The organism is Pseudomonas sp. DTU12.1, from assembly GCF_009873475.1.
Lineage (GTDB): Bacteria > Pseudomonadota > Gammaproteobacteria > Pseudomonadales > Pseudomonadaceae > Aquipseudomonas > Aquipseudomonas proteolytica.
Map to the genome: position 1 here is coordinate 435067 of NZ_CP045254.1, position 22661 is coordinate 457727.

The 22661-nt window shown below is 62.9% G+C and carries 18 protein-coding genes; 5 read left to right on the forward strand and 13 right to left on the reverse strand.

Annotated elements, in window-relative coordinates; genetic code table 11:
* Positions 1-81 precede the first annotated feature (81 nt).
* Positions 82-1242: an AAA family ATPase gene (locus tag GDV60_RS01915; protein ID WP_159906096.1), complete on the reverse strand. Its 1161-nt coding sequence runs from the start codon at positions 1240-1242 to the stop codon at positions 82-84.
* Between the two features lie 164 nt (positions 1243-1406).
* On the opposite strand from GDV60_RS01915, the gene GDV60_RS01920 reads away from it, so the two are divergent.
* From GDV60_RS01920 to GDV60_RS01935, 4 genes are all read left to right on the forward strand, one after another.
* Positions 1407-2510 carry an efflux RND transporter periplasmic adaptor subunit gene (locus tag GDV60_RS01920; RefSeq protein WP_070996399.1) on the forward strand — a complete coding sequence of 368 codons (1104 nt, stop codon included), beginning with the start codon at positions 1407-1409 and terminating at the stop codon, positions 2508-2510.
* Positions 2507-3577, forward strand: coding sequence for an efflux RND transporter periplasmic adaptor subunit (locus GDV60_RS01925; protein WP_159906098.1), 1071 nt, complete (start codon positions 2507-2509; stop codon positions 3575-3577). The genes GDV60_RS01920 and GDV60_RS01925 overlap by 4 nt, the downstream gene beginning before the upstream one ends.
* Entirely contained in the window at positions 3574-6624 is a 3051-nt protein-coding gene (locus GDV60_RS01930; RefSeq protein WP_029299540.1) for an efflux RND transporter permease subunit, read from the forward strand. The genes GDV60_RS01925 and GDV60_RS01930 overlap by 4 nt, the downstream gene beginning before the upstream one ends.
* A 239-nt stretch (positions 6625-6863) precedes the next feature.
* Positions 6864-9089 (forward strand): glycoside hydrolase, encoded by a 2226-nt coding sequence (locus GDV60_RS01935; protein ID WP_159906100.1) that lies wholly within the window; start codon positions 6864-6866, stop codon positions 9087-9089.
* 446 nt (positions 9090-9535) lie between these two features.
* Here the strand turns inward: GDV60_RS01935 and GDV60_RS01940 are convergent, their stop codons facing one another.
* From GDV60_RS01940 to GDV60_RS01995, 12 genes are all read right to left on the reverse strand, one after another.
* Complete coding sequence (locus GDV60_RS01940) at positions 9536-10171, reverse strand: bifunctional 2-polyprenyl-6-hydroxyphenol methylase/3-demethylubiquinol 3-O-methyltransferase UbiG (RefSeq protein ID WP_159906102.1); 636 nt, start codon at positions 10169-10171, stop codon at positions 9536-9538.
* 40 nt (positions 10172-10211) lie between these two features.
* The gene (locus GDV60_RS01945; protein ID WP_029299545.1) at positions 10212-10856 is read right to left on the reverse strand and encodes a methionine ABC transporter permease; all 645 of its coding nucleotides are present in this window, start codon (positions 10854-10856) and stop codon (positions 10212-10214) included.
* Positions 10846-11961 carry a methionine ABC transporter ATP-binding protein gene (locus tag GDV60_RS01950; RefSeq protein ID WP_029299547.1) on the reverse strand — a complete coding sequence of 372 codons (1116 nt, stop codon included), beginning with the start codon at positions 11959-11961 and terminating at the stop codon, positions 10846-10848. Before GDV60_RS01950 ends, GDV60_RS01945 begins: the two co-directional genes overlap by 11 nt.
* 2 nt (positions 11962-11963) lie before the next feature.
* Positions 11964-12779 carry a MetQ/NlpA family ABC transporter substrate-binding protein gene (locus GDV60_RS01955; protein ID WP_159906104.1) on the reverse strand — a complete coding sequence of 272 codons (816 nt, stop codon included), beginning with the start codon at positions 12777-12779 and terminating at the stop codon, positions 11964-11966.
* Between the two features lie 146 nt (positions 12780-12925).
* Positions 12926-14278 (reverse strand): LLM class flavin-dependent oxidoreductase, encoded by a 1353-nt coding sequence (locus tag GDV60_RS01960; RefSeq protein ID WP_159906106.1) that lies wholly within the window; start codon positions 14276-14278, stop codon positions 12926-12928.
* Positions 14278-15471 carry an SfnB family sulfur acquisition oxidoreductase gene (locus GDV60_RS01965; RefSeq protein ID WP_092232716.1) on the reverse strand — a complete coding sequence of 398 codons (1194 nt, stop codon included), beginning with the start codon at positions 15469-15471 and terminating at the stop codon, positions 14278-14280. Before GDV60_RS01965 ends, GDV60_RS01960 begins: the two co-directional genes overlap by 1 nt.
* Positions 15472-15494: 23 nt before the next feature.
* Positions 15495-16736, reverse strand: a complete 1242-nt coding sequence (locus GDV60_RS01970) for an SfnB family sulfur acquisition oxidoreductase (protein ID WP_092232718.1) — start codon at positions 16734-16736, stop codon at positions 15495-15497.
* Between the two features lie 184 nt (positions 16737-16920).
* Positions 16921-17697 (reverse strand): hypothetical protein, encoded by a 777-nt coding sequence (locus GDV60_RS01975; protein ID WP_159906108.1) that lies wholly within the window; start codon positions 17695-17697, stop codon positions 16921-16923.
* 363 nt (positions 17698-18060) lie between these two features.
* Positions 18061-18807 (reverse strand): L-cystine ABC transporter ATP-binding protein TcyN, encoded by a 747-nt coding sequence (gene tcyN, locus GDV60_RS01980; RefSeq protein ID WP_029299559.1) that lies wholly within the window; start codon positions 18805-18807, stop codon positions 18061-18063.
* 3 nt (positions 18808-18810) lie between these two features.
* Positions 18811-19476 (reverse strand): cystine ABC transporter permease, encoded by a 666-nt coding sequence (gene tcyL / locus GDV60_RS01985; protein WP_029299561.1) that lies wholly within the window; start codon positions 19474-19476, stop codon positions 18811-18813.
* On the reverse strand, positions 19476-20270 hold the full coding sequence (tcyJ, locus tag GDV60_RS01990) for a cystine ABC transporter substrate-binding protein (RefSeq protein WP_029299562.1): 795 nt from the start codon (positions 20268-20270) through the stop codon (positions 19476-19478). The genes tcyL and tcyJ overlap by 1 nt, the downstream gene beginning before the upstream one ends.
* Positions 20271-20552: 282 nt before the next feature.
* On the reverse strand, positions 20553-21545 hold the full coding sequence (locus GDV60_RS01995; RefSeq protein ID WP_029299760.1) for a D-cysteine desulfhydrase: 993 nt from the start codon (positions 21543-21545) through the stop codon (positions 20553-20555).
* Positions 21546-21712: 167 nt separating this feature from the next.
* Here GDV60_RS01995 and epsC point away from each other — a divergent pair, with 167 nt between their 5' ends.
* Entirely contained in the window at positions 21713-22639 is a 927-nt protein-coding gene (gene epsC / locus GDV60_RS02000) for a serine O-acetyltransferase EpsC (RefSeq protein ID WP_029299762.1), read from the forward strand.
* The last annotated feature ends 22 nt before the right edge of the window (positions 22640-22661 follow it).

The window sequence follows — 22661 nt, forward strand, 5'->3', positions numbered from 1 at the left end:
CAGGCAAGCCCGCTCCCACAGGAGAATGCATTCCAAATGTGGGAGCGGGCTTGCCCGCGATAGCGGCAGTACAGGCGCCGCCTACTGAGGCCAATGCCAAGCCGGCTCATCCAATACCCGCTGGCCCACAATCTGTGTCTGTCCCATCACCTTCTCCAGCACAATCGAATTGCACCCCTCATCCTGCTGCAACGCCGCGATCAAGCGGCTGGCATGGGACACCACCCACACCTGGCATTGCTTGGATGCCTGGATGATCAGGCGTGCCAAGGCTGGCAGCAGATCCGGGTGCAGGCTGGTTTCCGGCTCGTTGAGCACCATCATCGTTGGCGGGCGTGGCGTCAGCAGCGCGGCGATCAGCAGCAGGTAGCGCAAGGTGCCGTCCGAGAGCTCCGCCGCTGACAGTGGGCGCAGCAATCCTTCCTGATAGAACTCAATGGCGAAACGCCCGCCCTGCAAGGGCGCGATATGCAAGCGCGCGCCAGGAAACGCATCACTCACCGCCTGTTGCAATGCTTGGGGATCGCCGATTTCACGGATGGTCTGCAACGCTGCCGCCAGATCATGGCCGTCGTGATGCAGGACCGGTGTACGGGTGCCCAACTGCGGCTGGCGTACCGGTGCATTGGCGTCGCTGCGAAAGTGATCATAGAAGCGCCAGCCGCGAATGCTTTCGCGCAGCATCAGCACCTCCGGCGAGCCGCGCAGGCTGCCGACCTGATCGAACAGGCTGTGGTAGTTGGGCGTGTGCTGGGCCAGCACATCCCAGGCCCGCCCGTCTCGGGCACGGACCATCGGCCCGGAGCGCTGCACCAGCAGGCTTGCGGGACGGTAGACATGGCCGGCCCAGATGCATTCTTTCTTGATTTCGGGGTCGAGGGAAAAACATGACGTGCTGAGCTCTGGCAAACCCAGGGAGATCGCGTAGCTGAAATCGTCCCCGGCAAATCCCAGGCGCAGGCGCTTGACGCCACTGCGTACGCTTGGTTGCACGGCGACCTCGCCATTGAGCATGCGTCTGCTGATGCTTTCGGGGCCGGCCCAGAAAGTCGAGTCCAGCCCTCCTTCGCGGGCCAGCGCATTGATCACGCCGCCCTGGGCGGTTTCTGCCAATAGGCGCAAGGCGCGGTAGAGGTTGGATTTGCCGCTGCCATTGGGGCCGGTGATCAGGTTCAGCCGATCCAGCGGTACCACCAATTTATTGATCGAGCGGTAATTGGCCACCGCTAAGGTTTTCAGCATCAGGGGCGTTCCTGGCCGGCATGGACTGCCATCTTACCCTGTGGGAGCCGGCTTGCCGGCGATCAGGCGACGTCGCGCAATTCCCATAGGCGAAGGTGGAACCCTGAACTAAGCTCACAGTCGCATACACACTGGCACGTCGGTATCACGCGAAAGGAGTCTGCATGGGCGGTCCCACCTCAACAGTTATTTGTAGCGTTGCCCTGCTGGTGCTGCTGAGCGGCTGCGGCCAGGAAAAACCTGAGCCCAAGGCCCATTCCAGGGTGTTTGTGCAAACGGTGCAGCCGACCGATTTTGCAGCGGCGGTGACCCTCACCGGGGATATCCAGGCGCGGGTGCAGACCGATTTGTCATTTCGCGTGGGCGGCAAGATTATCCAGCGCATGGTCGATGTCGGCGACCGCGTGACGGCCCGGCAAGTGCTGGCCAAGCTCGATCCCAAGGATTTGCAGACCAATGTCGATTCCGCCCAGGCCCAGGTGGTGGCGGAACAGGCGCGGGTCAAACAGACGGCGGCGGCTTTTGTGCGCCAGGAAAAACTCCTGCCCAAGGGCTACACCAGCCGCAGTGAATACGATGCCGCCCAGGCCGCATTGCGCAGCAGTCAAAGCGCCCTGGCTGCCGCGCAGGCGCAGTTGGCCAATGCCCGCGAGCAGTTGGGCTATACGGCGTTGATCGCCGAAGCGCCGGGGGTGATTACCGCGCGCCAGGCCGAAGTGGGCCAGGTGGTGCAGGCCACCGTACCGATCTTCAGCCTGGCCCGCGATGGCGAGCGCGACGCGGTGTTCAACGTCTACGAATCGCTGCTGGCCGAACCTGCGCCGGATGTACCGATCACCGTCAGCCTGTTGGATAACCCGAGCATCAAGGCCGTGGGCCGGGTGCGTGAAGTGACCCCGGCCGTTGCGGCCAACAGCGGCACCGTGCAGGTGAAGATCGCCCTGGATGCCTTGCCCACGGGCATGCAACTGGGCTCGGTGGTCAGTGCCACCGCCAACGGGCAAGCCAAGGCCAGCATCGAGCTGCCTTGGGCCGCGTTGACCAAGGATCTAAGCGAGCCCGCTGTGTGGCTGGTGGATGGCGACGGCAAGGCGCAACTGCACAAGGTCACCGTCGCCCGCTACCTGACCGGTAAGGTGATCATCGGCGATGGCCTCAAGGGCGGCGAAAACGTCGTGGTGGCCGGTGGGCAATTGCTGCATCCGGGCATGCTAGTGGAGATCGCCCAGGCGCCGGACCAGGCCCAGGCCCAGGGAGTGCAGCCATGAAACGCCAGACGCTGATCCTCGCCAGCAGCCTGTTGCTGATCGCCTGTTCCAAGGAAGAACCGGCGCCGGAACCGGTGCGCCCGGTGCTTTGGGTCGAGGTAAAAGCCGAAGACCAGGAGCACCTTGGGCGCTTCGCCGGCAGTATCCAGGCGCGCTATGAAAGCAACCTGGGCTTCCGGGTGCCGGGGCGCATTGCGCGGCGTGCAGTAGATGTGGGCGCCGAAGTCGACAAGGGCGCCCTGCTGGCGGTGCTCGACCCCACTGACCAGCAGAACCAGCTGCGCGCCGCCCAGGGCGACCTGGCGCGGGTCCAGGCGCAATTTATCAATGCCCAGGCCAATGCCCGTCGCCAGCAGGAATTGTTCAACCGTGGTGTCGGCGCCCAGGCACAACTGGACGTTGCCCAGACCGACCTGAAAACCACCCAAGCCTCACTCGACCAGGCCAAGGCGTCGGTGGACCAGGCCAGGGATCAGCTCAACTACGCCGAGTTGCGCACCGACCATGGCGGCATCGTCACCGCTTGGAATGCCGAGGCTGGCCAAGTAGTGAGTGCCGGTCAGCAAGTGGTGACGCTGGCCCGTCCGGATATCAAGGAAGCGGTGATCGACCTGCCCGCTGGCCTCGCCGAGCGCCTGCCGAGCGATGTGGTGTTTCTGGTGGCCAGCCAGTTGGACCCCGGCATCAACACCACCGCCACCGTGCGCGAGATCGAGCCCCAGGCGCAGAGTGCAACCCGCACCCGGCGCGCACGCCTGACCCTGGCCCAGACGCCGCCGGCGTTCCGCTTGGGCACGGCGATCAGCGTGACCCTGAGCTCGGCCATCGCCCCGCGTATCGAGTTGCCCGCCAGCGCGGTGCAGGATGTCGAAGGCAAGGCCCGTATCTGGGTCATCGATACGCAGCAGCAGAGCGTGCAGCCCCGTGATGTAACCCTGGTCAGCCGCGATGCCAGCCGTGTCGTGCTTAACGGCGGGGTGCAGCCTGGGGAGCGTGTGGTCAGCGCCGGCGTCAACAGCCTCAAACCCGGACAAAAAGTCAAAACCGACGAGGACAGCCCGCGATGAAAGGGAGCTTCAACTTATCCGACTGGGCACTCAAGCATCAGTCCTTCGTCTGGTACCTGATGTTCGTCGCGCTGCTGATGGGCGTGTTTTCCTACATGAACCTGGGGCGCGAGGAAGATCCGTCCTTCACCATCAAGACCATGGTGATCCAGACCCGCTGGCCGGGCGCGACCCAGGAAGAAACCCTCAAGCAGGTCACCGACCGCATCGAGAAAAAGCTCGAAGAACTGGACTCGCTGGACTATGTGAAAAGCTACACCCGGCCCGGTGAGTCCACGGTTTTCGTGTTCCTCAAGGACACCACCAGCGCCAAGGCGATCCCCGAGATCTGGTACCAGGTGCGCAAGAAGATCGACGACATCCGCGGCACCTTCCCCCAGGGCTTGCAGGGGCCTTCGTTCAACGACGAGTTCGGTGACGTGTTTGGCTCGGTGTATGCCTTTACCGCCGACGGCATGTCGATGCGCCAGTTGCGCGATTACGTCGAGCAGGTGCGCGCCGAGATCCGGGCTGTGCCGGGGTTGGGCAAGGTCGAGATGATCGGCCAGCAGGACGAAGTGATTTACCTGAATTTTTCCACGCGCAAACTGGCCGCCCTGGGGATTGACCAGCGCCAGGTGGTGCAGAGCCTGCAATCGCAGAACGCGGTGACCCCGGCCGGGGTGATCGAGGCCGGGCCGGAGCGGATTTCGGTGCGTACCTCGGGGCAATTCGCCTCGGAAAAGGATCTGGCCGACGTCAATCTGCGGCTCAATGATCGTTTCTATCGGTTGGCGGATATCGCGGATATCAGCCGTGGCTATGTGGATCCGGCGCGGCCGATGTTTCGTTTCAACGGTCAGCAAGCCATCGGTCTGGCCATCGCCATGCAGAAGGGCGGCAACATCCAGGAATTTGGCAAGGCGCTGCACCAGCGCATGGACGAGCTGACGGCCGACCTGCCGGTGGGCATTGGCGTGCACAAGGTGTCGGACCAGGCAGAGGTGGTGGAGGAAGCGGTCGGCGGCTTCACCAGTGCGCTGTTCGAAGCGGTGATCATCGTGCTGGTGGTGAGCTTTATCAGCCTCGGCCTGCGTGCCGGGTTGGTGGTGGCATGCTCGATCCCGCTGGTGCTGGCGCTGGTGTTTGTGTTTATGGAGTACAGCGGCATCACCATGCAGCGGGTGTCGCTGGGCGCGTTGATCATCGCCCTTGGTTTGCTGGTGGACGACGCGATGATCACCGTGGAAATGATGATCACCCGCCTGGAAAAAGGCGAGACCCTGGAGCAGGCTGCGACCTACGCCTACACCTCCACCGCGTTCCCGATGCTCACCGGCACCCTGGTGACCGTGGCCGGGTTTGTGCCTATTGGCCTCAACGCCAGCTCGGCTGGCGAATACACCTTCACCCTGTTTGCGGTGATTGCGGTGGCGATGCTGGTGTCGTGGGTGGTGGCCGTGTTGTTTGCGCCGGTGATTGGCGTGCATATCCTCAGCAGCAAGGTCAAACCGCACAATGAAGAGCCGGGGCGCATTGGCCGGGCCTTCAATGGCGGCATGTTGTGGGCCATGCGCAATCGCTGGTGGGCGATCGGCCTCACGGTGCTGCTGTTCGTGGCGTCGGTGTTTTCCATGCAGTTTGTGCAGAACCAGTTTTTCCCGTCGTCCGATCGCCCGGAAATCCTCGTCGACCTCAACCTGCCGCAAAATGCCTCGATCAATGAAACCCGCAAGGCAGTGGACCGGCTTGAAGCGATCATCAAGGACGACCCGGACATCGCACGCTGGAGCACCTACATCGGCCAGGGTGCGATCCGTTTCTACCTGCCCCTGGACCAGCAACTGGAGAACCCGTACTACGCGCAGTTGGTGATCGTCAGCAAAGGCCTGGAAGAGCGCGGCGCGTTGATCGAGCGCCTGCAAAAACGTTTGCGCGATGACTTCGTGGGCGTCGGCAGTTTTGTCCAACCCCTGGAAATGGGCCCGCCGGTCGGGCGCCCGATCCAGTACCGGGTATCGGGCAAGGACATCGACCAGGTGCGCAAACACGCCATCGAACTGGCGACACTGCTGGATAAAAACAGCCACCTGGGCGAGATCATCTACGACTGGAACGAGCCGGGCAAAGTGCTGCGGGTCGATATCGCCCAGGACAAGGCGCGCCAGCTCGGGCTGTCGTCCGAAGATGTGGCGCAGTTGATGAATAGCGTGGTCAGCGGCTCGGCCGTGACCCAGGTGCACGACGATATCTACTTGATCAACGTGGTCGGCCGCGCCGAAGACGCCGAACGCGGTACCCCGGAAACCTTGCAGAACCTGCAGATTGTCACGCCGAGCGGTACCTCGATCCCGCTGTTGGCCTTTGCCACCGTGCGCTACGAGTTGGAGCAGCCGCTGGTGTGGCGGCGCGATCGCAAGCCAACCATCACCATCAAGGCCGCCGTGCGCGACGAGATGCAGCCGACCGACCTGGTCAAGCAGCTCAAGCCTGAAATCGACAAGTTCAGCGCCGCGTTGCCGGTGGGCTACAAGGTCGCAACCGGCGGTACCGTGGAAGAAAGCGGCAAGGCCCAGGGCCCGATTGCCAGCGTGGTGCCGTTGATGCTGTTCTTGATGGCGACCTTTTTGATGATCCAGTTGCACAGCGTGCAGAAGATGTTCCTGGTGGCCAGCGTGGCCCCACTGGGCCTGATCGGCGTGGTGCTGGCGCTGATTCCCACCGGCACGCCCATGGGCTTTGTGGCGATCCTGGGGATCCTGGCGCTGATCGGCATCATCATCCGCAACTCGGTGATCCTGGTGACCCAGATCGACGCCTATGAGCGCGATGGCTACACGCCGTGGGACGCGGTGGTGCAAGCCACCGAACACCGGCGTCGGCCGATCCTGCTGACGGCAGCCGCGGCCAGCCTGGGCATGATCCCCATCGCGCGGGAGGTGTTCTGGGGGCCGATGGCTTACGCGATGATCGGCGGCATCATCATCGCGACCTTGCTGACGTTGCTGTTTTTGCCGGCGCTGTATGTGGCCTGGTACAAAATCCGCGAGCCCAAGACCGCGCCGTAACGCAAACTGTGGCGAGGGGGCTTGTCCCCCGTTGGGCTGCGAAGCAGCCCCAAAACCTGCTATCTCGGTCTATCTGATAGACCTGGGTGAGGCTTACTGGGGCTGCTTCGCAACCCAGCGGGACAAGCCCCCTCGCCACAGGGGCAGGCAGTGGGAAAAATCTTTAAATGGGCTTTGGAAAAGTTCCGATCCCCGAATTGTTTTACCCTCGGGCTTTCGCTCCTGTGAAGGCCAACGTCATGACCCGTAACCTGCGCCGTGTCCTGTGCATCAGCCTGCTGCTGCTCTCGCCCCTGGCAGTGGCCAGCACCGTTCTGGAAAACCCCCAGTGGCGCGTCGAACTCGACGCGGCGACCCTGGCCGTGCGCGTGACCCCGGAGGGCGGCGAACCGGTGCAAGCCGCCAGTGGCGTGGCGGCCCATCAGGTCAGCCGGTTGAAACAGTCCAAGCAACAGGCCAATTGGCAATGGGACAACGGCGCCTATCGCCTGAGCGCGACACTGGATCAGCGCGACCTGATTCTCACCGTCACCGCACGCGAGGCCGCGGAGCTTGAGCTTATCCGCCAGCCCGCCAGTGCCATGGGCAATGGCTTGATCTGGCCGTTGGCCGAGGGGCATTACATCCCTGCTGGCAATCGTCTCTGGCAGGACTTCCTGCTTGAGCAGGGCGACGTGAACAGCACCCAGGACCTGAGCCTGCCGTTATGGGGCGTCGACCATGGCCGCTTTACCCTCAACTGGCTTTTGACCAACCCCTACAACAATCGCTTGCAGTGGCAGGCCGAGGGCTCGCGCCTGGGCTTGTCGCTGCGCCATGAATTCACCGCCCTGGACCCCACCGCGCCCATGACCTTGCGTCTGAACCTGGGCGAGGCCGACTTGCTGGCCGGCGCCAAACGCTATCGCCAATGGTTGATAGAGCAGGGGCGCTACGAGCCTTTGGCAGACAAGCTGCAACAGATCCCCGCCGGCAAAAAACTGTTGGGCGCCAGCCATGTGTACCTGTGGGGCAATGACCTGCTGGGCCTGGGCGATGTGCGCGATTGGGCGCAGTTACGCACACTGCTGCGCGCCCCTGACGGGCTGGGCGCGCAACTCAATGGCCTGCTGGACCCGCAAGCGGCGCAGGTGGTGCAAGTCACCCTGCCGTTTCTGGACCGCTATCAGCAAGGCGTGCTGCTCAGAGGGCTTAACGCTGCGTTGAACAAAAAGGCGCGGCTGAACTGGCAGGCCCAGGTGCAGCCCGATATGCAGGCACTCGTCGCCGGCTACGGCGCAGTCCGTGAGGAACTGGCGTTGGCGTTTGCCAGCGCCTTGAACTCCCCCCCTCAAGCCTGGGGCAGCACGTTGTCGACAGCCACGATAAAGACCCTGCAGGACAGCGGCCTGCAACGCCTGCTGTTGACCCTGGGGGAGGGCTGGGAAGGCGGGCTCTGGCACCCCGAGGCGGTGCGCAAGGGGGTCGAGGCCGGATACTTGATGGCGCCCTATGACTCTTATGAAACCGCGCTGGCGGATAGCGAAAACCCCGATTGGATCACCGCGCACCTGGGCAGCCGCGCCTACCGAGACTGCGCGATCATGCTCAAGAACGGCCAGCTCAAGACGGGTTTCCAGAAGTCCGGGCACTACACCGACCCGCGCTGCGTGCGCCCGTTGCTGCAGGCGCGGGTGACAGCGGTGCAGGCCGCGGCCGGTTTCAATGCCTGGTTTCTCGATGCCTATGCCACCGGCATGCTGTTTGACAGCTACCGCTCAGTGCTGGGCATGACCCAGGCGCAGAACGCTGAAGGCAATGTCGACGCGGCACGCTGGATCGGCAGCCACCTCCAGGTGCCGGTGGGCTCTGAAGACGGCAACGCCACCACCGCCCGGGGTGTGTTGTTCGCCCATGGCATGCAGACGCCGGTCATGGGCTGGGGCGACCGCGAGATGACCCAGGACAAACAATCGCCTTACTACGTTGGGGCCTGGTACCCACCGGAACAGCCAGCGGTATTCTTCAAGCGTGTGCCACTCAAAGAGCCGCTGCGCACCGTGTACTTCGCCCCGGCGATGCGCCTGCCGTTGTATCAGGCGGTCTTCCATGGCTCGGTCATCACCACCCATCACTGGCTGTTCGACAGCCTGAAACTGAGCAATGTGCAGGCGCAGAACGAGCTGACCCAACTGCTTTACAACGTGCCGCCGCTCTATCACCTGAGTGCCGCTACGTTGAAGCAGCGCTTGCCAATGATCCAACGCCAGGATGGGTTCTTTCGCCCATTGCATGAGCGCCTCGCGACCCAGGCACTGACGGATTTCCGCTGGCTGAGCAGCGACCGGCTGGTGCAGCAGACGACCTTTGCCGATGGCACGCGGTTGGTGGCCAATTTTGCGCAGGAGCACAGGGACGGCTATGCGGGGCGCAGTGTGACGGCGTTGGTGGTGGGGGCAGGGCCGGTGGTGTATCAGGTGGATTAGAAGGCTTTGTGCCCGGCAAAGATCCTCTGTAGGAGCGGGCTTGCCCGCGATGGCGGTGGTTCAGTCGCAATCTTTGGTGGCGGGTGTACCGCTATCGCCGCATAGGTATCTACACAACTTTGCCGCAACGCCTAAATCCAGGCAGATAGCGCAGTTGTGGCGAGCGGGCTTGTCGGAACGCCGTATCGCCCGCGCTGGGCTGCGAAGCAGCCCCAATAAGCCGAATGCGTTGTACCAGATACACCGCAGCGGCTGGTTTTGGGGCTGCTTCGCAGCCCAGCGCGGGGCAAGCCCGCTCGCCACGGGGGAGTTCGTCAGTTTCTGAAAGTTGTGTAGATACCTATGGCTATCGCCGGCAAGCCGGCTCCTACAGTTGACGTGTGGGTGACCAAGGCTTTGTGCCCGGCAAAGATCCCCTGTGTGGGCTTGCCCTTGATAGCATCCGCTCAGACAACCCCAACCTTACGCCACACACTGGCCAACCAAGGCTGTTGCTCGCGCGGCAGGCCTGCCGGGCGGTAGTAGTGCTCCAGCTCCACAAACCCCGCCGTCGTCAGCAGCCCCTGCCAGGCCGCAAGGTCGTGGTACGAGCCATACCGCGGCCCGTTCCAGCCCTCCTGGTTTTCCCCTCGGGGGTTGGAGCTGAACAAGACGCCACCCGGCTTCAACGCCCCATGCAGCTGCCTGAGAATGCGCGGCAATTCCTGCTTGGGAATATGAAACAGCACCGCATTGGCAAAGATCCCATCGAACCGCGCGGCCGGTAGGTCGAGTTTGAGGAAGTCCTGGTGCAGTACCTCGCAGCCGCTGTCCTGGCGCGCCATCTGTGCAAACCGCTCGGCGCCGTCGAGCCCGACGGCGATATGTCCCAGGCGGGTAAATGTCTGCAAATCGCGCCCCGGCCCACAGCCGAAATCCAGCACGGTAAACGGTGCATCACCCTGGATATGCCGCAGCAACGCGTCGATGTTCTGGCTCACATCATGGTCGCGGGTGCCTTCGCGAAAATCCTCGGCCACCTGGTTGTAGTGGCCCAGGGTGGTGGAAGTAATCTGGTGGAGGTCGTCGGGGGCGAGTTTCATGGCAGTCGGCACCAGGGCAAAGAGAGGTGCCGACTATACCTCAGCGCTTGTTGAGCCCGCGCGCCAGGCGATCGCCGCCCAGTTGGATCACCGCCACCAGAATCACCAGCAGCACAATTACCGTGAGCATGATCTGGCTGTCGAAGCGTTGGTAGCCGTAGCGGTAGGCGATGTCCCCCAGGCCCCCGGCGCCAATCGCCCCGGCCATGGCCGAGGAGTTGATCATGGTCACCAGGGTAATGGTGAACCCGCCGACAATCCCCGGCAGCGCTTCCGGCAACAGCACATGCCAGACGATATGCCAGCGCCGGCAGCCCATGGCCTGCGCCGCTTCGATCAGGCCGTGGTCGACTTCACGCAGGCTGACTTCGGCGATCCGCGCAAAGAACGGCGTGGCGGCGATGGTCAGCGGCACCACCGCTGCCCACACGCCATAGGTGGTGCCGACGATCAGCCGGGTGAAGGGGATCAGCGCCACCATCAGAATCAGGAACGGGATGGAGCGGAACAGATTGACGAACGCCCCCAGCACCCGGTTCAACGCCGGGGCCTGGTAGATGCCGCCCTTGTCGCTGGTCACCAGGAACACCGCCAGCGGGATCCCCACCAGCAACGCGATCAACGATGACACGCCCACCATCAACAAGGTGTCGATGGCGCCCTGCAATAAACGATCAAACCACATAACCCAGCACCTCGACCTGTTGTGCCCAGCGCGTGGCGCGGGTGCGTAATGTGTCGGCGTCCAGGGTTGAGCCCGTCACCGCCAGCAGCAATTGCCCCAGGGCGTGGCCCTGGATGCGTTCGACCCCACCTTGCAGCAGGCGCACGCGCCCACCCAGGGCGCTGAACAGCGCGGCGAGGTCCGGCTCATCGGCACTGGCGCCGGTGAACTGCAGGCGTAGCACCACCGCCGCATGCGCCGACTGCGGCGTGGCCTGCAGGCGTTTTTGCAGCTCATCGGGCAAGCCGTGTTGCAGGGGCGCCAGCAGGGTTTTGCTGACCTCGTGCCGAGGGTTGCCAAACACCTCCCACACCGGGCCTTGCTCGACGATCCGCCCATGTTCGAGCACCACCACGCGGTCGCAGATTTCGCGGATCACGGCCATCTCATGGGTGATCAGCACGATGGTCAGGCCCAGGCGCTGGTTGATCTCGCGCAACAGGCCGAGGATCGACTGGGTGGTTTCCGGGTCCAGGGCCGAGGTGGCTTCGTCGCACAGCAGGATCTGCGGGTCGTGCACCAGCGAGCGGGCGATGCCCACCCGTTGCTTCTGGCCGCCGGACAACTGCGCCGGGTACGCCTTGTGCTTGTCCTGCAAACCGACCAATTCCAGGAGCTCACGCACTTTTTGCTCGCGCTGTGGCTTGGGCACACCGGCCACTTTCAGCGGCAGTTCGACGTTCTGCCACACGGTCTTGGCCGACATCAGGTTGAAGTGCTGGAAGATCATGCCGATGCGCCGCCGCAGGGCCACCAGGCGGTCTTCGTCGAAGTCGCCGATATCCACCTGGTCGATCAACACCCGGCCGCTGCTGGGTTGTTCCAGGCGGTTGATGGTGCGGATCAGCGACGACTTGCCAGCGCCGCTGCGGCCGATGATGCCGAACACTTCGCCGCGCTGGATCGCCAGGTCGATGCCTTGCAGCGCGTGCACCGTGCCGTCATAGGTTTTGCCCAGGTTGATAAAACGCACATGGGCGTGGTTCAAGTCCGGATGCAGCTCTGTCTGCCGGGCGTCCGTGGGCGGTGTGCCGAGGTCGCGCAGTTGGGCGTTGGCGGCGCTCATATTCAGCCTTCCCAGCCGACTTGGTAGAGCTTGCCCAGGGATTTATCCAGGGCTGCGCGGACCACCGGCGAGTGCTGGTAGATCTCGACGAACTTGATCACCCGTGGGTCGCTGGTGCCTTTGGGCTGGGTCACGAACTGGATCACGTATTCCGGGTGGTCGAGGCCGTCGAACAGCAGCGCCGACTCGGCATTGAAGGTCTTGGACAGGCGGATATAGGCCGGGTAGCCCTGCACCAGGTCGGCATCGTCATAGGCGCGCACCAGCTGCACCGCTTCGACTTGCAGGATCTTGATTTTTTTCGGGTTGGCGACGATGTCTTCTTCGGTGGCCTTGTAGCCCACGCCCGGTTTGAGGGTGATCAAGCCTGCCTTGGCCAGCAGTTGCAGGCCGCGCCCGCTGTTGATCGGGTCGTTGGCGATGGCCACGCTGGCGCCTTGGGGCAGCTCATCGAAGCTTTTGTATTTTTTCGAGTACAGGCCCACGTTGTTGATGATTCCGGGCTTGAACGGCACCAAGTCAAAACCGGCAGCGGCCTTGGCGTTTTCCAGGAACGGGATGTGCTGGAAGTAGTTCACGTCGATATCGCCGGCGGCGAGGCTGACGTTGGGCGCTATCCAGTCGGTGAACTCCACCAGCTCGACTTTCAGGCCCTGCTTGCCGGCCTCTTCGACGGCGGCCTCCAGGGGAATGGCGAAGGCGGCGGTGGTGCCGACTTTGAGCGGCGCATCGCCGGCAAAAACCGCCGAGCTGAACAGGCCGAGGGCCAGGGCCAGTGCCAGTGCCTTGACTGGGTGGGAGAGCAGTGTTTTTTTCATGGTCGATTTCCAGTCGTAACGTGTAGGTATGAGCAATAAAAATCTAAATGTGGGAGCGGGCTTGCTCGCGAATGCGGTGTGTCAGCTAGCAAATTCGGTGACTGGCACACCGCATTCGCGAGCAAGCCCGCTCCCACATTTTTGGGTTAGTGGCGGTAGGTGGAACCGGTGTGTTGTTCGGGTAAGCGGGCATCGCGGTGGAACACTTTTTCGCGCAGTGTCCCGGTCTCATAAGCGGTCTTGTACGACCCACGCTTTTGCAGCTCGGGAATCACCAGCTCGATAAAATCCACATAGCTCTCCGGCGTCACAATGCGCGTCAGGTTGAAGCCATCCAGGCCGGTCTCGGCGATCCAGGACTCCAGCTCATCGGCCACCTGCGCAGGCGAACCCACCAGGGTGATATAGCGCCCGCCCAAAGCGTGCTGCTCCAGCAGTTTGCGACGGGTCCAGTCGTTGTTTTGCAAGGCCTTGGTGGCTGACTGGATGGCGTTGCTCTTCACGTATTGGATCGGTTCATCCAGTTCGTACTGTGAGAAGTCGATGGCGGTGGAGGCGCTGAAGTGCGCCACGCCGGCTTCTGCACTGGCGTAGCTCAGGTACTCGGCATGCTTGGCCCAGGCCAGTGCCTCGGTGGCGCCGACAATCACGTTGAGCCCCATGAACACCTTGATGTCGTGCGGGTTGCGCCCGGCCTCGACCGCGCTGGCGCGCACCTTGTCCACTTGCACCTGGGTCGCGGCCTTGTTCTGCCCGCTGATAAATACACACTCGGCATGGCGCCCGGCGAACAGCAGGCCGCGCTCCGAGCTACCGGCCTGGAACAGCACCGGCGTGCGCTGCGGCGAGGGCTCGCAGAGGTGATAGCCCTCCACCTGATAGAACTCGCCATGGTGCTCGACCTTGTGCACTTTGCCGGGCTGGGCATAGATGCGTTGTTGCGGGTCGTTGAGTACCGCGTCGTCTTCCCAGCTGCCTTCCCAGAGCTTGTACAGCACCTCCAGGTACTCGTCGGCCTGGTCGTAGCGCCGGTCATGCTCGATCTGTTCGGTGAGGCCCATGGCCTTGGCGGCGCTGTCCAGGTAGCCGGTGACGATGTTCCAGCCCACCCGCCCACGGCTCAGGTGATCCAGGGTGGACATGCGCCGGGCGAACAGATACGGCGGCTCATAGGTCAGGTTGGCGGTCAGGCCGAAGCCCAGGTTCCTGGTCACGGCGGCCATGGCCGAGACCAGCAGCAGCGGGTCGTTGACCGGCAGTTGGATGGACTCCTTGAGCGGCACGTCGACCGAGCCTTGATAGACGTCGTACACGCCAACGATATCGGCGATAAACAAACCGTCGAACAGGCCGCGCTCCAGCAGTTGCGCCAGTTCAGTCCAGTATTCGAGGGTTTTGTATTGGGTCGAGGTGTCCCGTGGATGAGTCCACAGGCCGTGGTTGATATGCCCGATGCAGTTCATGTTGAAGGCATTGAGCAGGATCTTTTTCTTCGCCATCAGATGGTCCCCCGCAGTGGCGGGTTTTCATCGTTGAGGTAGTAATTGCCCACCGCGTGATACTTCCAGCGCACCGGGTCGTGCAGGGTATGCACCCGGGCGTTGCGCCAGTGGCGGTCCAGGCCATGTTCGGCGAGGGTCGCCTGGCTGCCGGCGAGTTCGAACAGGGTGCTGCCGGCGGCCAGGGAAATTTCGGTGCTCAGGGCGCGTACTTCGGCCACGGCAATCGAGGCCGCCGCGACGGTTTGCGCGGTACTGTCGGCCTGGGCGCGGTCGAGGAATTCGCCGGAGCGCTCCAGCAGGGCTTCGGTGGCGTGCAGGCGCACGCTCAGGTGGCCGAAGCTCTTGAGGGTCAGTGGGTCTTCACTGGCCTTGTCGTTGCCCGAGTCGATCCACGGCCGGGTCTTGGTGCGCACAAAATGCAGGGCATCTTCAAAGGCCGCGCGGGCGATGCCGGTGTCGATGGCGGCGTGGAGGATCTGGGCCAAAGGGCCCACGGTGGTCGGGCGCTCGAAGGCGCTTTGGAACGGGATCACGTCTGCGGCCGCGACCCATACGTTGTCGAACACCACCGAGCCGCTGCCGGTGGTGCGCTGGCCAAAGCCGCTCCAGTCGTCGATCACCGTCAGGCCCTGGCTGTCGTGCGGGACAAAGGCCAGTTGCTGCACGCCGTGCTCGTCCACCACCGATGTGGGAATGCGCTGGGCGTAGATCGCGCCGGTGGCGTAGAACTTACGGCCACTGATACGAAACCCGTCGCCGTCACGGGTAATCGCGGTCACCCGGTCATGGGCGGTCTTGGTACCCAGTTCCGCCAGGGCATTGCCAAAGCGCTGGCCGGCCAGGACTTCGGCGTACAGGCGCTGTTGCTGCGCCGGGCTGCCATTTACCCGCAGCACTTCCAGGGCATAGAAATGGTTCTGCGGGATCTGCCCCAATGAGGCATCGGCCTGGGCAATCAGGGCGATGACCTTGGCCAGGGTGACGTTGGATACGCCAGCGCCGCCGTAGGCCTTGGGCACGCTGATGCCCCACAGGCCGGAACGGGAAAAGGCTTCCAGTTCGGCGAGCGGCAGGCGCCGTTCGCGGTCGCGCAGGGCGCTGTCACGGCGAAAGTCTTCGGCCAGGTCGCTGGCGACAATCAGGGCTTGTTCATCGCTGGTGATGACCGCGACGGGATGGGAAAGCGTCATGTTTTTCTCCAGAGGTCTGGTCGTCAGATCCAGGAATGCCGGGCCGGCAATGTTCCATTGAGGTGCCAAGCGCCCACCGCGTGATATTTCCAGCGCACCGGGTCGTGCAGGGTGTGTACCCGGGCATTGCGCCAGTGGCGGTCGAGGTTGAATTCGGCGAGGGTGGCGCGGCTGCCGGCCAGTTCGAAGAGTTTCTCGCTGACCAGCAACGAGACTTCGGTGGTCAGCACCTTGGCTTGGGCCACGGCAATCGAGGCCCGGGCGGCGGAGTGCTCGGTGATGGGCGCGGCGCTGACCTGGTCCAACACTTGGCCGGCCTTGCGCAACAGGGCTTCGGCGGCGTGCAGCTCGATTTTCAGTTTGCCGATATCGGCAATCACGTAGAGGTCATCACTGGCCCGCTCGACCTTGGCGTCGATCCAGGGTCGTGCGCGCTCACGCACAAAACTGATGGTGTCGTCGAGGGCGCCGCGGGCGATGCCGGCGTCGATGGCCGCCTGGATCAATTGCGAGACCGCGCCCTGGATGCCCGGGGTTTGCCCCAGGCGCCAGGTCGGCACCACCAGGTCGGCGTCTACCGGCACATTGTTGAGCAGCACGGTGCCGCTGGCGGTGGTGCGTTGGCCAAAACCCGACCAGTCATCGACGATGCGCAGGCCCGGCGTGCCCCGTCGCACAAACGCCATGACCTGGCGGCCTTCGTCATCCAGGGCCTTGACCGCGACCCAATGGGCGAACAGCGCGCCGGTGGAGTAGAATTTCTGGCCGTTGATGACAAGGCCGTCACCCTCGGCGCTGATCCGCGCCTTCAAATCCAGGGTGTTTTTGGTGCCGCGTTCCGGGCCGCCGTTGCCGATGCGCCAGCCATCCAGCACGCTTTGGAACAGCTGTTTTTTCTGCTCTTGGCTGGCCGCACCTTGCAGCAGGTGCAAGATGCCGAAATGGTTCTGCGGGATCTGCCCCAGGGCCGGGTCGGCGGCGCTGATAATGGCGAACACCTCGGCCAGGGTCACGAACGACACTTGCGGGCCACCGTATTCGCGGGGGATGGAAATACTGCCCAGGCCACTGCGGGTGAACTGTTCGAGTTCGGCCCAGGGCAATTTGCGCTGGCGGTCGCGCAACCCGGCTTGCAGGCGGGCAGCCTGGGCAAGCTCGTGGGCGGCGGCGAGGGCTTCACTGTCGTTGCGCAGCACCTTGGCGGGCAATAGCAGCGGGGCGATATCCAGATCGCTCTGGAGGGGCGATTGCGCCAAGTTAGACATCGGTGCGCCCCTGCGTGGCTACACGTAATGCCCTGGCGTTGTGCACCGGGGTAATTTTGACCATACCTACCTCACATCCGTGGAAAGCTTAAAAATCAGGAATGTCCGGTGGTCCGGTGTATATACCCTAAGCGTGTTTATTTTTTAAATAAACTAACTTTTAGGAATATGCATAGAAGGTCTGTCACCCCGGCTCGCAAGGCGAGCCAGGACGCCGTGGCTGGTACACCGACGGATGGCCGGCCGGGCCATGGGCCTGGGCCTGGCCGATGCTCACGGTGCGTGGCGGGGCCCAGCGGGAGTTGTTGCCCACACGGTCGATCACGCAGTAGGTGACCTCCTGGCGTGCATCGTCGCCCGCGTCGAGGATCAGCGCCGAAGGCACCCAGACATGCACCGGCCGGCCCACCTCATGGGCCTGGATGGGCGGCAGGTCAAGGCGCGCGTCGCCCCAGCGCAGGGTGATTGCATCGCCGGTGGCCATGTTCAGGTAGGGTTCGATGATCAACGGCACGCCCCGGCGGATCTGGCTGGGGTTGACGCCATGGCGGCGAATGGTTTCCGGCAGGCCGACCGGGGCCAGGCTCTGGTTTTCTTCACCACACAGCACCGATGGCTGGCCGCCAGGGCACGCGGTCTTGACCTGCACGCGGGTGATCAGGGAGCGCGCCGGGCCGCGCCCCACTTGCATGACCCGGTAATGAATGCGTGCGGCGCCATTTTGCACAAAACTCTCGGGCACCCGCAGGCTGCTGGGCTGGCCGATATCGGAGGCGCCTACGCGCTTGGAGGCGGCAAAGCAGTTGTTCCAGAACAGCTCGATCAGGTCGCCCTTGCCCATGTTTGGGTAGGGGGCGATATCGACCTGCAAATGGGTGGCGGCGTGCGCATTGATACCTTGTTTGAGGGCCTGGGGCACTGTCGGCGCGGCGAACATGGCCAGGGGGGGAAGGTGCTTCATAAATAATCTCCTTGATGCAGCCAGCAGCGATCGTTCCGAGCCCCGGAGGGGGGTTCGAAAGGAACGATTTTTTTGAAAAGCCAGGATAGGATCCAATCCTCTGGGCCTTAGATAAGAGGGTTGGCCAGGGGGCGTCAATGGCGGCAAAAGGCTAAACGGCGGGTTTGGGATTATTCAGATGGGTCTGACTGGGAGGGGGTGTAAAGGCGGGTTTGGGTAGGGTGCTTTTCCATGTGATGAGCGCCGATCCCTGTAGGAGCGAGCTTGCTCGCGAAGAACGTCAACGATAACGCGGAGAATCAAATTAACCGTGTCGTCTGGGCGTTTTTCGCGAGCAAGCTCGCTCCTACAGTGAGTGGGGGGTTAGTGGGTGAGGAATTTGCTGAGGAACTGCCGGGTCCGTTCTTCCCTGGGGTTGGCAAACAGCGCCTTGGCTTCGCCTTGCTCGACGATCACGCCCTTGTCGAAAAAGATCACCCGGTTGGCCACGTCCCGCGCAAAACTCATTTCGTGGGTGACGATGACCATGGTGCGGTTCTCTTCGGCCAGGCTGCGGATGGTCGCCAGTACTTCGCCCACCAACTCTGGGTCGAGGGCCGAGGTCGGCTCATCGAACAGGATGACTTCCGGTTCCATCGCCAAGGCCCGGGCAATGGCCACCCGTTGCTGCTGGCCACCGGACAGGCGCCGGGGGTAGGCGTCTTCCTTGCCCGCCAGGCCAACCTTGGCCAGTAGCGAGCGACCGAGGCGATCGGCGGCTTCGCGTGGCATCTTCTTGACCACCAGCGGCCCTTCGATGACGTTTTCCAGCGCGGTGCGGTGGGGGAACAGGTTGAAGTTCTGGAACACAAAGCCCACATGCTGGCGCAGGCGCCGCACCAGGCTTTGTTGCTGGTTGAGCGGACGGCTGCCGTCGATCTGGATGTCGCCGACCTTGATCCGGCCGCTGGTGGGTTCTTCAAGGAAGTTCAGGCAGCGCAGGAAGGTGGTCTTGCCAGACCCGCTGGGGCCGATGATGGCGACGACTTCGCCTTCCTTGACCTCCAGGTCGATCCCGTTGAGCACCACTTGGCCCTTGAATTGTTTGGTCAGTTTTTCAACCACGATCATGCGTCAAGACTCCAGGTCATGCCGGTTGACCCGGTCTTCCAGGCGATTTTGAAAATGCGCCAGGATGCTTGCCAGGACCCAGTAGATCAGGGCCGCGGACAGGTACATGGTGAAAATTTCAAAGGTGCGTGCAGACACCAGTTGGGCCTGGCGGAACAGTTCGGGCACCTGGATGGTGGCGGCCAGCGCCGTGTCCTTGACCAGCGAAATAAAGCTGTTGCCCAAAGGCGGCAGGGCCGTGCGCATGGCCTGCGGCAGGATGGCCCGGCGCAGGGTTTGCGCGCGGGTCATGCCAATACTGGCGGCAGCTTCCCACTGGCCACGTTCGATGGAGCCGATGGCGGCGCGCAGGATTTCACAGGCGTAGGCGGCCATGTTCAGCGAAAAGCCGATCATCGCCGCCGGGATCGGATCCAGCTCGATCCCCACTTGCGGCAAGCCGTAGTAGATCAAAAACAGCTGTACCAGCAACGGCGTGCCGCGAAAGAACGAGACGTACACCCGGGCGGTCCAGCTCAAGAGCTTGAAGCGCGACAGGCGCATCAAGGCCAGGCCGAAGCCCAGCAGCAAACCGAAAAACATCCCGCCGAGGCTGAGGATCACCGTGTAGTACGCGCCCTTGAGCAGAAAGGGCGCGGAGTCGAGCGCGAGTTGGAAACCTGCTTCCATTATTGAGTGACGTCAGCGTTGAAGTATTTCTCGGACAGCTTCTTCAAGGTGCCGTCGGCGCGCAGTTTGTCGAGGGCCTGGTTGACCGCTTCAAGCAGCTCAGGCTCGCCTTTGCGCAGGGCAATCCCGGCTTCCTGGCGGGAGAAGGCTTCACCGGCAGCGGCGGTGTCCGTGGCTTTCTTCGCATATTCCAGGGCCGCCAGGCGGTCGATCAGAATCGCGTCGATACGGCCGATGCGCAGGTCCTGGAACTTGGTCGGGTCGTCGTTATAGGTCTTGATGATGGCCTTGGGTTGGTTGTCCTTGAGCCATTGTTCGTAGTTGGTGCCCAGGCCTACCCCGACTTTCTTGCCGGCCAGGTCATCGGCGGTCTTGATGGTGTCGACGTTTTTCGCCAGGGTCAGGGCCTGGATCCCGGAGACGGTGTAGGGCTTGGAGAAATCGTACTTTTTCTGGCGCTCTTCGGAGATCGTCACCTGGTTGACCACGGCGTCGAGGCGCTTGGATTCCAGTGCGGCGAGGATGCCGTCCCACGGTGTGGCTTGCAGCTTGACCTTGACGCCCAGCTCCTTGGCCAGGGCTTCGGACAGCTCGACTTCAAAGCCGCTGAGCTTGCCGCTTTCATCAACGAAGCTGAACGGTGGGTAGGTGCCTTCCAGGCCGATCTTGATCTCGCCGGCCTTCTTGATCTTGCCCAGTTGCTCGCCGGCCACCGCCTGGCCCAGCAACCCGGCGCCAAGGGCCAGGCCCAATGTGCCAACCAGCAATGTGCGACGCAATACAGAAATAGTCATGACAAGCCCCTGTGTTTTTTGTGGTGTGCGAAGCAGGTGACGCAGTGGTCGTATCCTGCCCTAAAAACGCGGTGTGTGGGAGCGCGACTATAGGGCGAGGTTTAAAGCGTTAAAAATAATATAAATTCAGTTTTATATTCTATTAAGGAATATGTGAGCGATGAAAATTCAATTGTGGGAGCGGGCTTGCTCGCGAATGCGGTGGGTCATTGATGGATAGTTTGACTGATACACCGCGTTCGCGAGCAAGCCCGCTCCCACATTTAGTAGGCATGCCTCCCGTCAGAACAATGAGTCATAGGCAAACAACGCCGGCGCCCCGCCGGTGTGCAGGAAGATGATCGGCCCGTCTTCGAACGCCCCGCGTCCGATGCCGTCCAGCAACCCGGCCATGGCCTTGCCGGTGTAGACCGGGTCGAGCAGCAGGCCTTCCTGGCTCGCCAGCAGCTTGATTGCCGCCAGGGTGCCGGCATTGGGTTCGCCGTAGCGCGGGGCGAAGTATTCGTCCCACAGGATCACCTTGAACGCGTCGGGTACCTCCACTCCCAGCAACTGCGCCGTGCGCTCGGCCAGGCCCTGGACCTTGGGCCGTTGCGCTTCGTCGGTGCGCGATACGGTGACGCCAATCACTGGCAAGTCCGGCTGCACCTCGCTCAACGCCAGGGCCAGGCCGCTGTGGGTGCCGGCGCTGCCGGATGCCAGGACCACCGCCGCGAATTGCAGGCCGCTGGCGTCAATCTGCGCGGCCAGTTCCAGCCCGGCGCGCACATAGCCCAGGGCGCCCAGGGCGTTGGAGCCGCCGATCGGCACCAGATAGGGATTTTTGCCATTGCTGCGCAGGCGCTCGGCCAGGGCATGGAGTTGCTCGTCGGCGTTGTCCAGGTTTTCGACGAGTTCGACCTTGGCGTCGAACAGCTCTACCAACAAGCGGTTGCCATTGCCCAGGTAGTTGGGGTCGTCGGTGCCTGTGGGGTTTTCCAGCAGGGCGACACAGCCCAGGCCCAGCTTGGCCGCCAGGGCGGCGGTCTGGCGCACATGGTTGGACTGGATCGCACCGGCGGTGATCAGCGTATCGGCGCCCTGGGCCAGGGCATCGGCGGCGAGGTATTCGAGCTTGCGCAGTTTGTTGCCGCCCATGGCCAGGGGCGTGGTGTCGTCGCGCTTGATGTAGATATCACGGCCCAGCCAGGTCGACAGTCGTTCAAGTTTTTCCAGGGCGGTGGCGCCACCCAGCAGTTCCAGACGATTAAAACGGTCGAGCTGTTGTTTGATCATGGTCACGCACGGGTAAGAGGAGATGGGAAGGACTATAGGCAGGGCTTTTTGCGCGGGCAACTGCCAGTTGCTTATGCTCTGCGGTTATTAGCATTGCACCATTGGTTCTTAAGGGCGGCCCGGTTGCATACCGTAAAGTGATGGCCATTACGTCAGGAGTGAATACCGTGAGCGAGCGTTCCAGTCATTGGCAATTACAGACCATCGTCAGCCAGTTGCGTGGCGCCCGGGACCAGTGGCGCACGCGCAACGGCCGGGTCAGCGGCGAGCAGGGCGGTCGCGAATTACCTTCCCGTGATGCGGTGGCGCAGATTCTCGAGGCGTTGTGTGGCGCACTGTTCCCCATGCGCCTGGGGCCGGTGGATTTGCGCGAGGAGAGCGAGGACTTTTACGTCGGCCATACCCTCGATGTGGCGCTCAATGCCTTGCTCGCCCAGGCCCGCCTGGAGTTGCGCTATGCCGCGCGCCAAGGCGGCCATGCCGATAATGAAGTCGATGCATTGGCCATTCGCCTGATCCAGGACTTTGCCCTGGCCTTGCCGGCGTTGCGCAGCCTGTTGGACACCGATGTGCTGGCCGCCTATCACGGCGACCCGGCCGCGCGCAGTGTGGATGAGGTGTTGCTGTGCTACCCGGGGATCCTGGCGGTGATCCACCATCGCCTGGCCCACCATTTGTATCGCGCCGGGCTGCCTCTGCTGGCGCGGATCAGCGCGGAAATCGCCCACTCGGCCACCGGCATCGATATTCACCCTGGCGCGCAGATCGGCCCGAGCTTCTTTATTGACCACGGTACGGGTGTGGTGATTGGCGAGACGGCGATCATTGGCGAGCGGGTGCGTATCTACCAGGCGGTAACCCTGGGCGCCAAGCGTTTCCCGGCGGATGAGGATGGGCAGTTGCAGAAGGGCCATCCGCGCCACCCGATTGTGGAGGACGATGTGGTGATCTATGCCGGGGCGACGATCCTGGGGCGGATCACCATCGGCAAGGGCTCGACCATTGGCGGCAATGTGTGGCTGACCCGCAGCGTGCCGGCGGGGGCGAACATCACCCAGGCGAATTTGCAGCATGATGATGGGACGCAGAAGTAGTGTTGAAGTAGCGACGATCTAA

Excerpts from the sequence above, each read along its gene's own strand:
- GDV60_RS01915 (WP_159906096.1), bottom strand. The coding sequence starts at position 1,242 with ATGCTGAAAACCTTAGCGGTGGCCAATTACCGCTCGATCAATAAATTG.
- GDV60_RS01920 (WP_070996399.1), top strand. The coding sequence starts at position 1,407 with ATGGGCGGTCCCACCTCAACAGTTATTTGTAGCGTTGCCCTGCTGGTG.
- GDV60_RS01925 (WP_159906098.1), top strand. The coding sequence starts at position 2,507 with ATGAAACGCCAGACGCTGATCCTCGCCAGCAGCCTGTTGCTGATCGCC.
- GDV60_RS01930 (WP_029299540.1), top strand. The coding sequence starts at position 3,574 with ATGAAAGGGAGCTTCAACTTATCCGACTGGGCACTCAAGCATCAGTCC.
- GDV60_RS01935 (WP_159906100.1), top strand. The coding sequence starts at position 6,864 with ATGACCCGTAACCTGCGCCGTGTCCTGTGCATCAGCCTGCTGCTGCTC.
- GDV60_RS01940 (WP_159906102.1), bottom strand. The coding sequence starts at position 10,171 with ATGAAACTCGCCCCCGACGACCTCCACCAGATTACTTCCACCACCCTG.
- GDV60_RS01945 (WP_029299545.1), bottom strand. The coding sequence starts at position 10,856 with ATGTGGTTTGATCGTTTATTGCAGGGCGCCATCGACACCTTGTTGATG.
- GDV60_RS01950 (WP_029299547.1), bottom strand. The coding sequence starts at position 11,961 with ATGAGCGCCGCCAACGCCCAACTGCGCGACCTCGGCACACCGCCCACG.
- GDV60_RS01955 (WP_159906104.1), bottom strand. The coding sequence starts at position 12,779 with ATGAAAAAAACACTGCTCTCCCACCCAGTCAAGGCACTGGCACTGGCC.
- GDV60_RS01960 (WP_159906106.1), bottom strand. The coding sequence starts at position 14,278 with ATGGCGAAGAAAAAGATCCTGCTCAATGCCTTCAACATGAACTGCATC.
- GDV60_RS01965 (WP_092232716.1), bottom strand. The coding sequence starts at position 15,471 with ATGACGCTTTCCCATCCCGTCGCGGTCATCACCAGCGATGAACAAGCC.
- GDV60_RS01970 (WP_092232718.1), bottom strand. The coding sequence starts at position 16,736 with ATGTCTAACTTGGCGCAATCGCCCCTCCAGAGCGATCTGGATATCGCC.
- GDV60_RS01975 (WP_159906108.1), bottom strand. The coding sequence starts at position 17,697 with ATGAAGCACCTTCCCCCCCTGGCCATGTTCGCCGCGCCGACAGTGCCC.
- tcyN (WP_029299559.1), bottom strand. The coding sequence starts at position 18,807 with ATGATCGTGGTTGAAAAACTGACCAAACAATTCAAGGGCCAAGTGGTG.
- tcyL (WP_029299561.1), bottom strand. The coding sequence starts at position 19,476 with ATGGAAGCAGGTTTCCAACTCGCGCTCGACTCCGCGCCCTTTCTGCTC.
- tcyJ (WP_029299562.1), bottom strand. The coding sequence starts at position 20,270 with ATGACTATTTCTGTATTGCGTCGCACATTGCTGGTTGGCACATTGGGC.
- GDV60_RS01995 (WP_029299760.1), bottom strand. The coding sequence starts at position 21,545 with ATGATCAAACAACAGCTCGACCGTTTTAATCGTCTGGAACTGCTGGGT.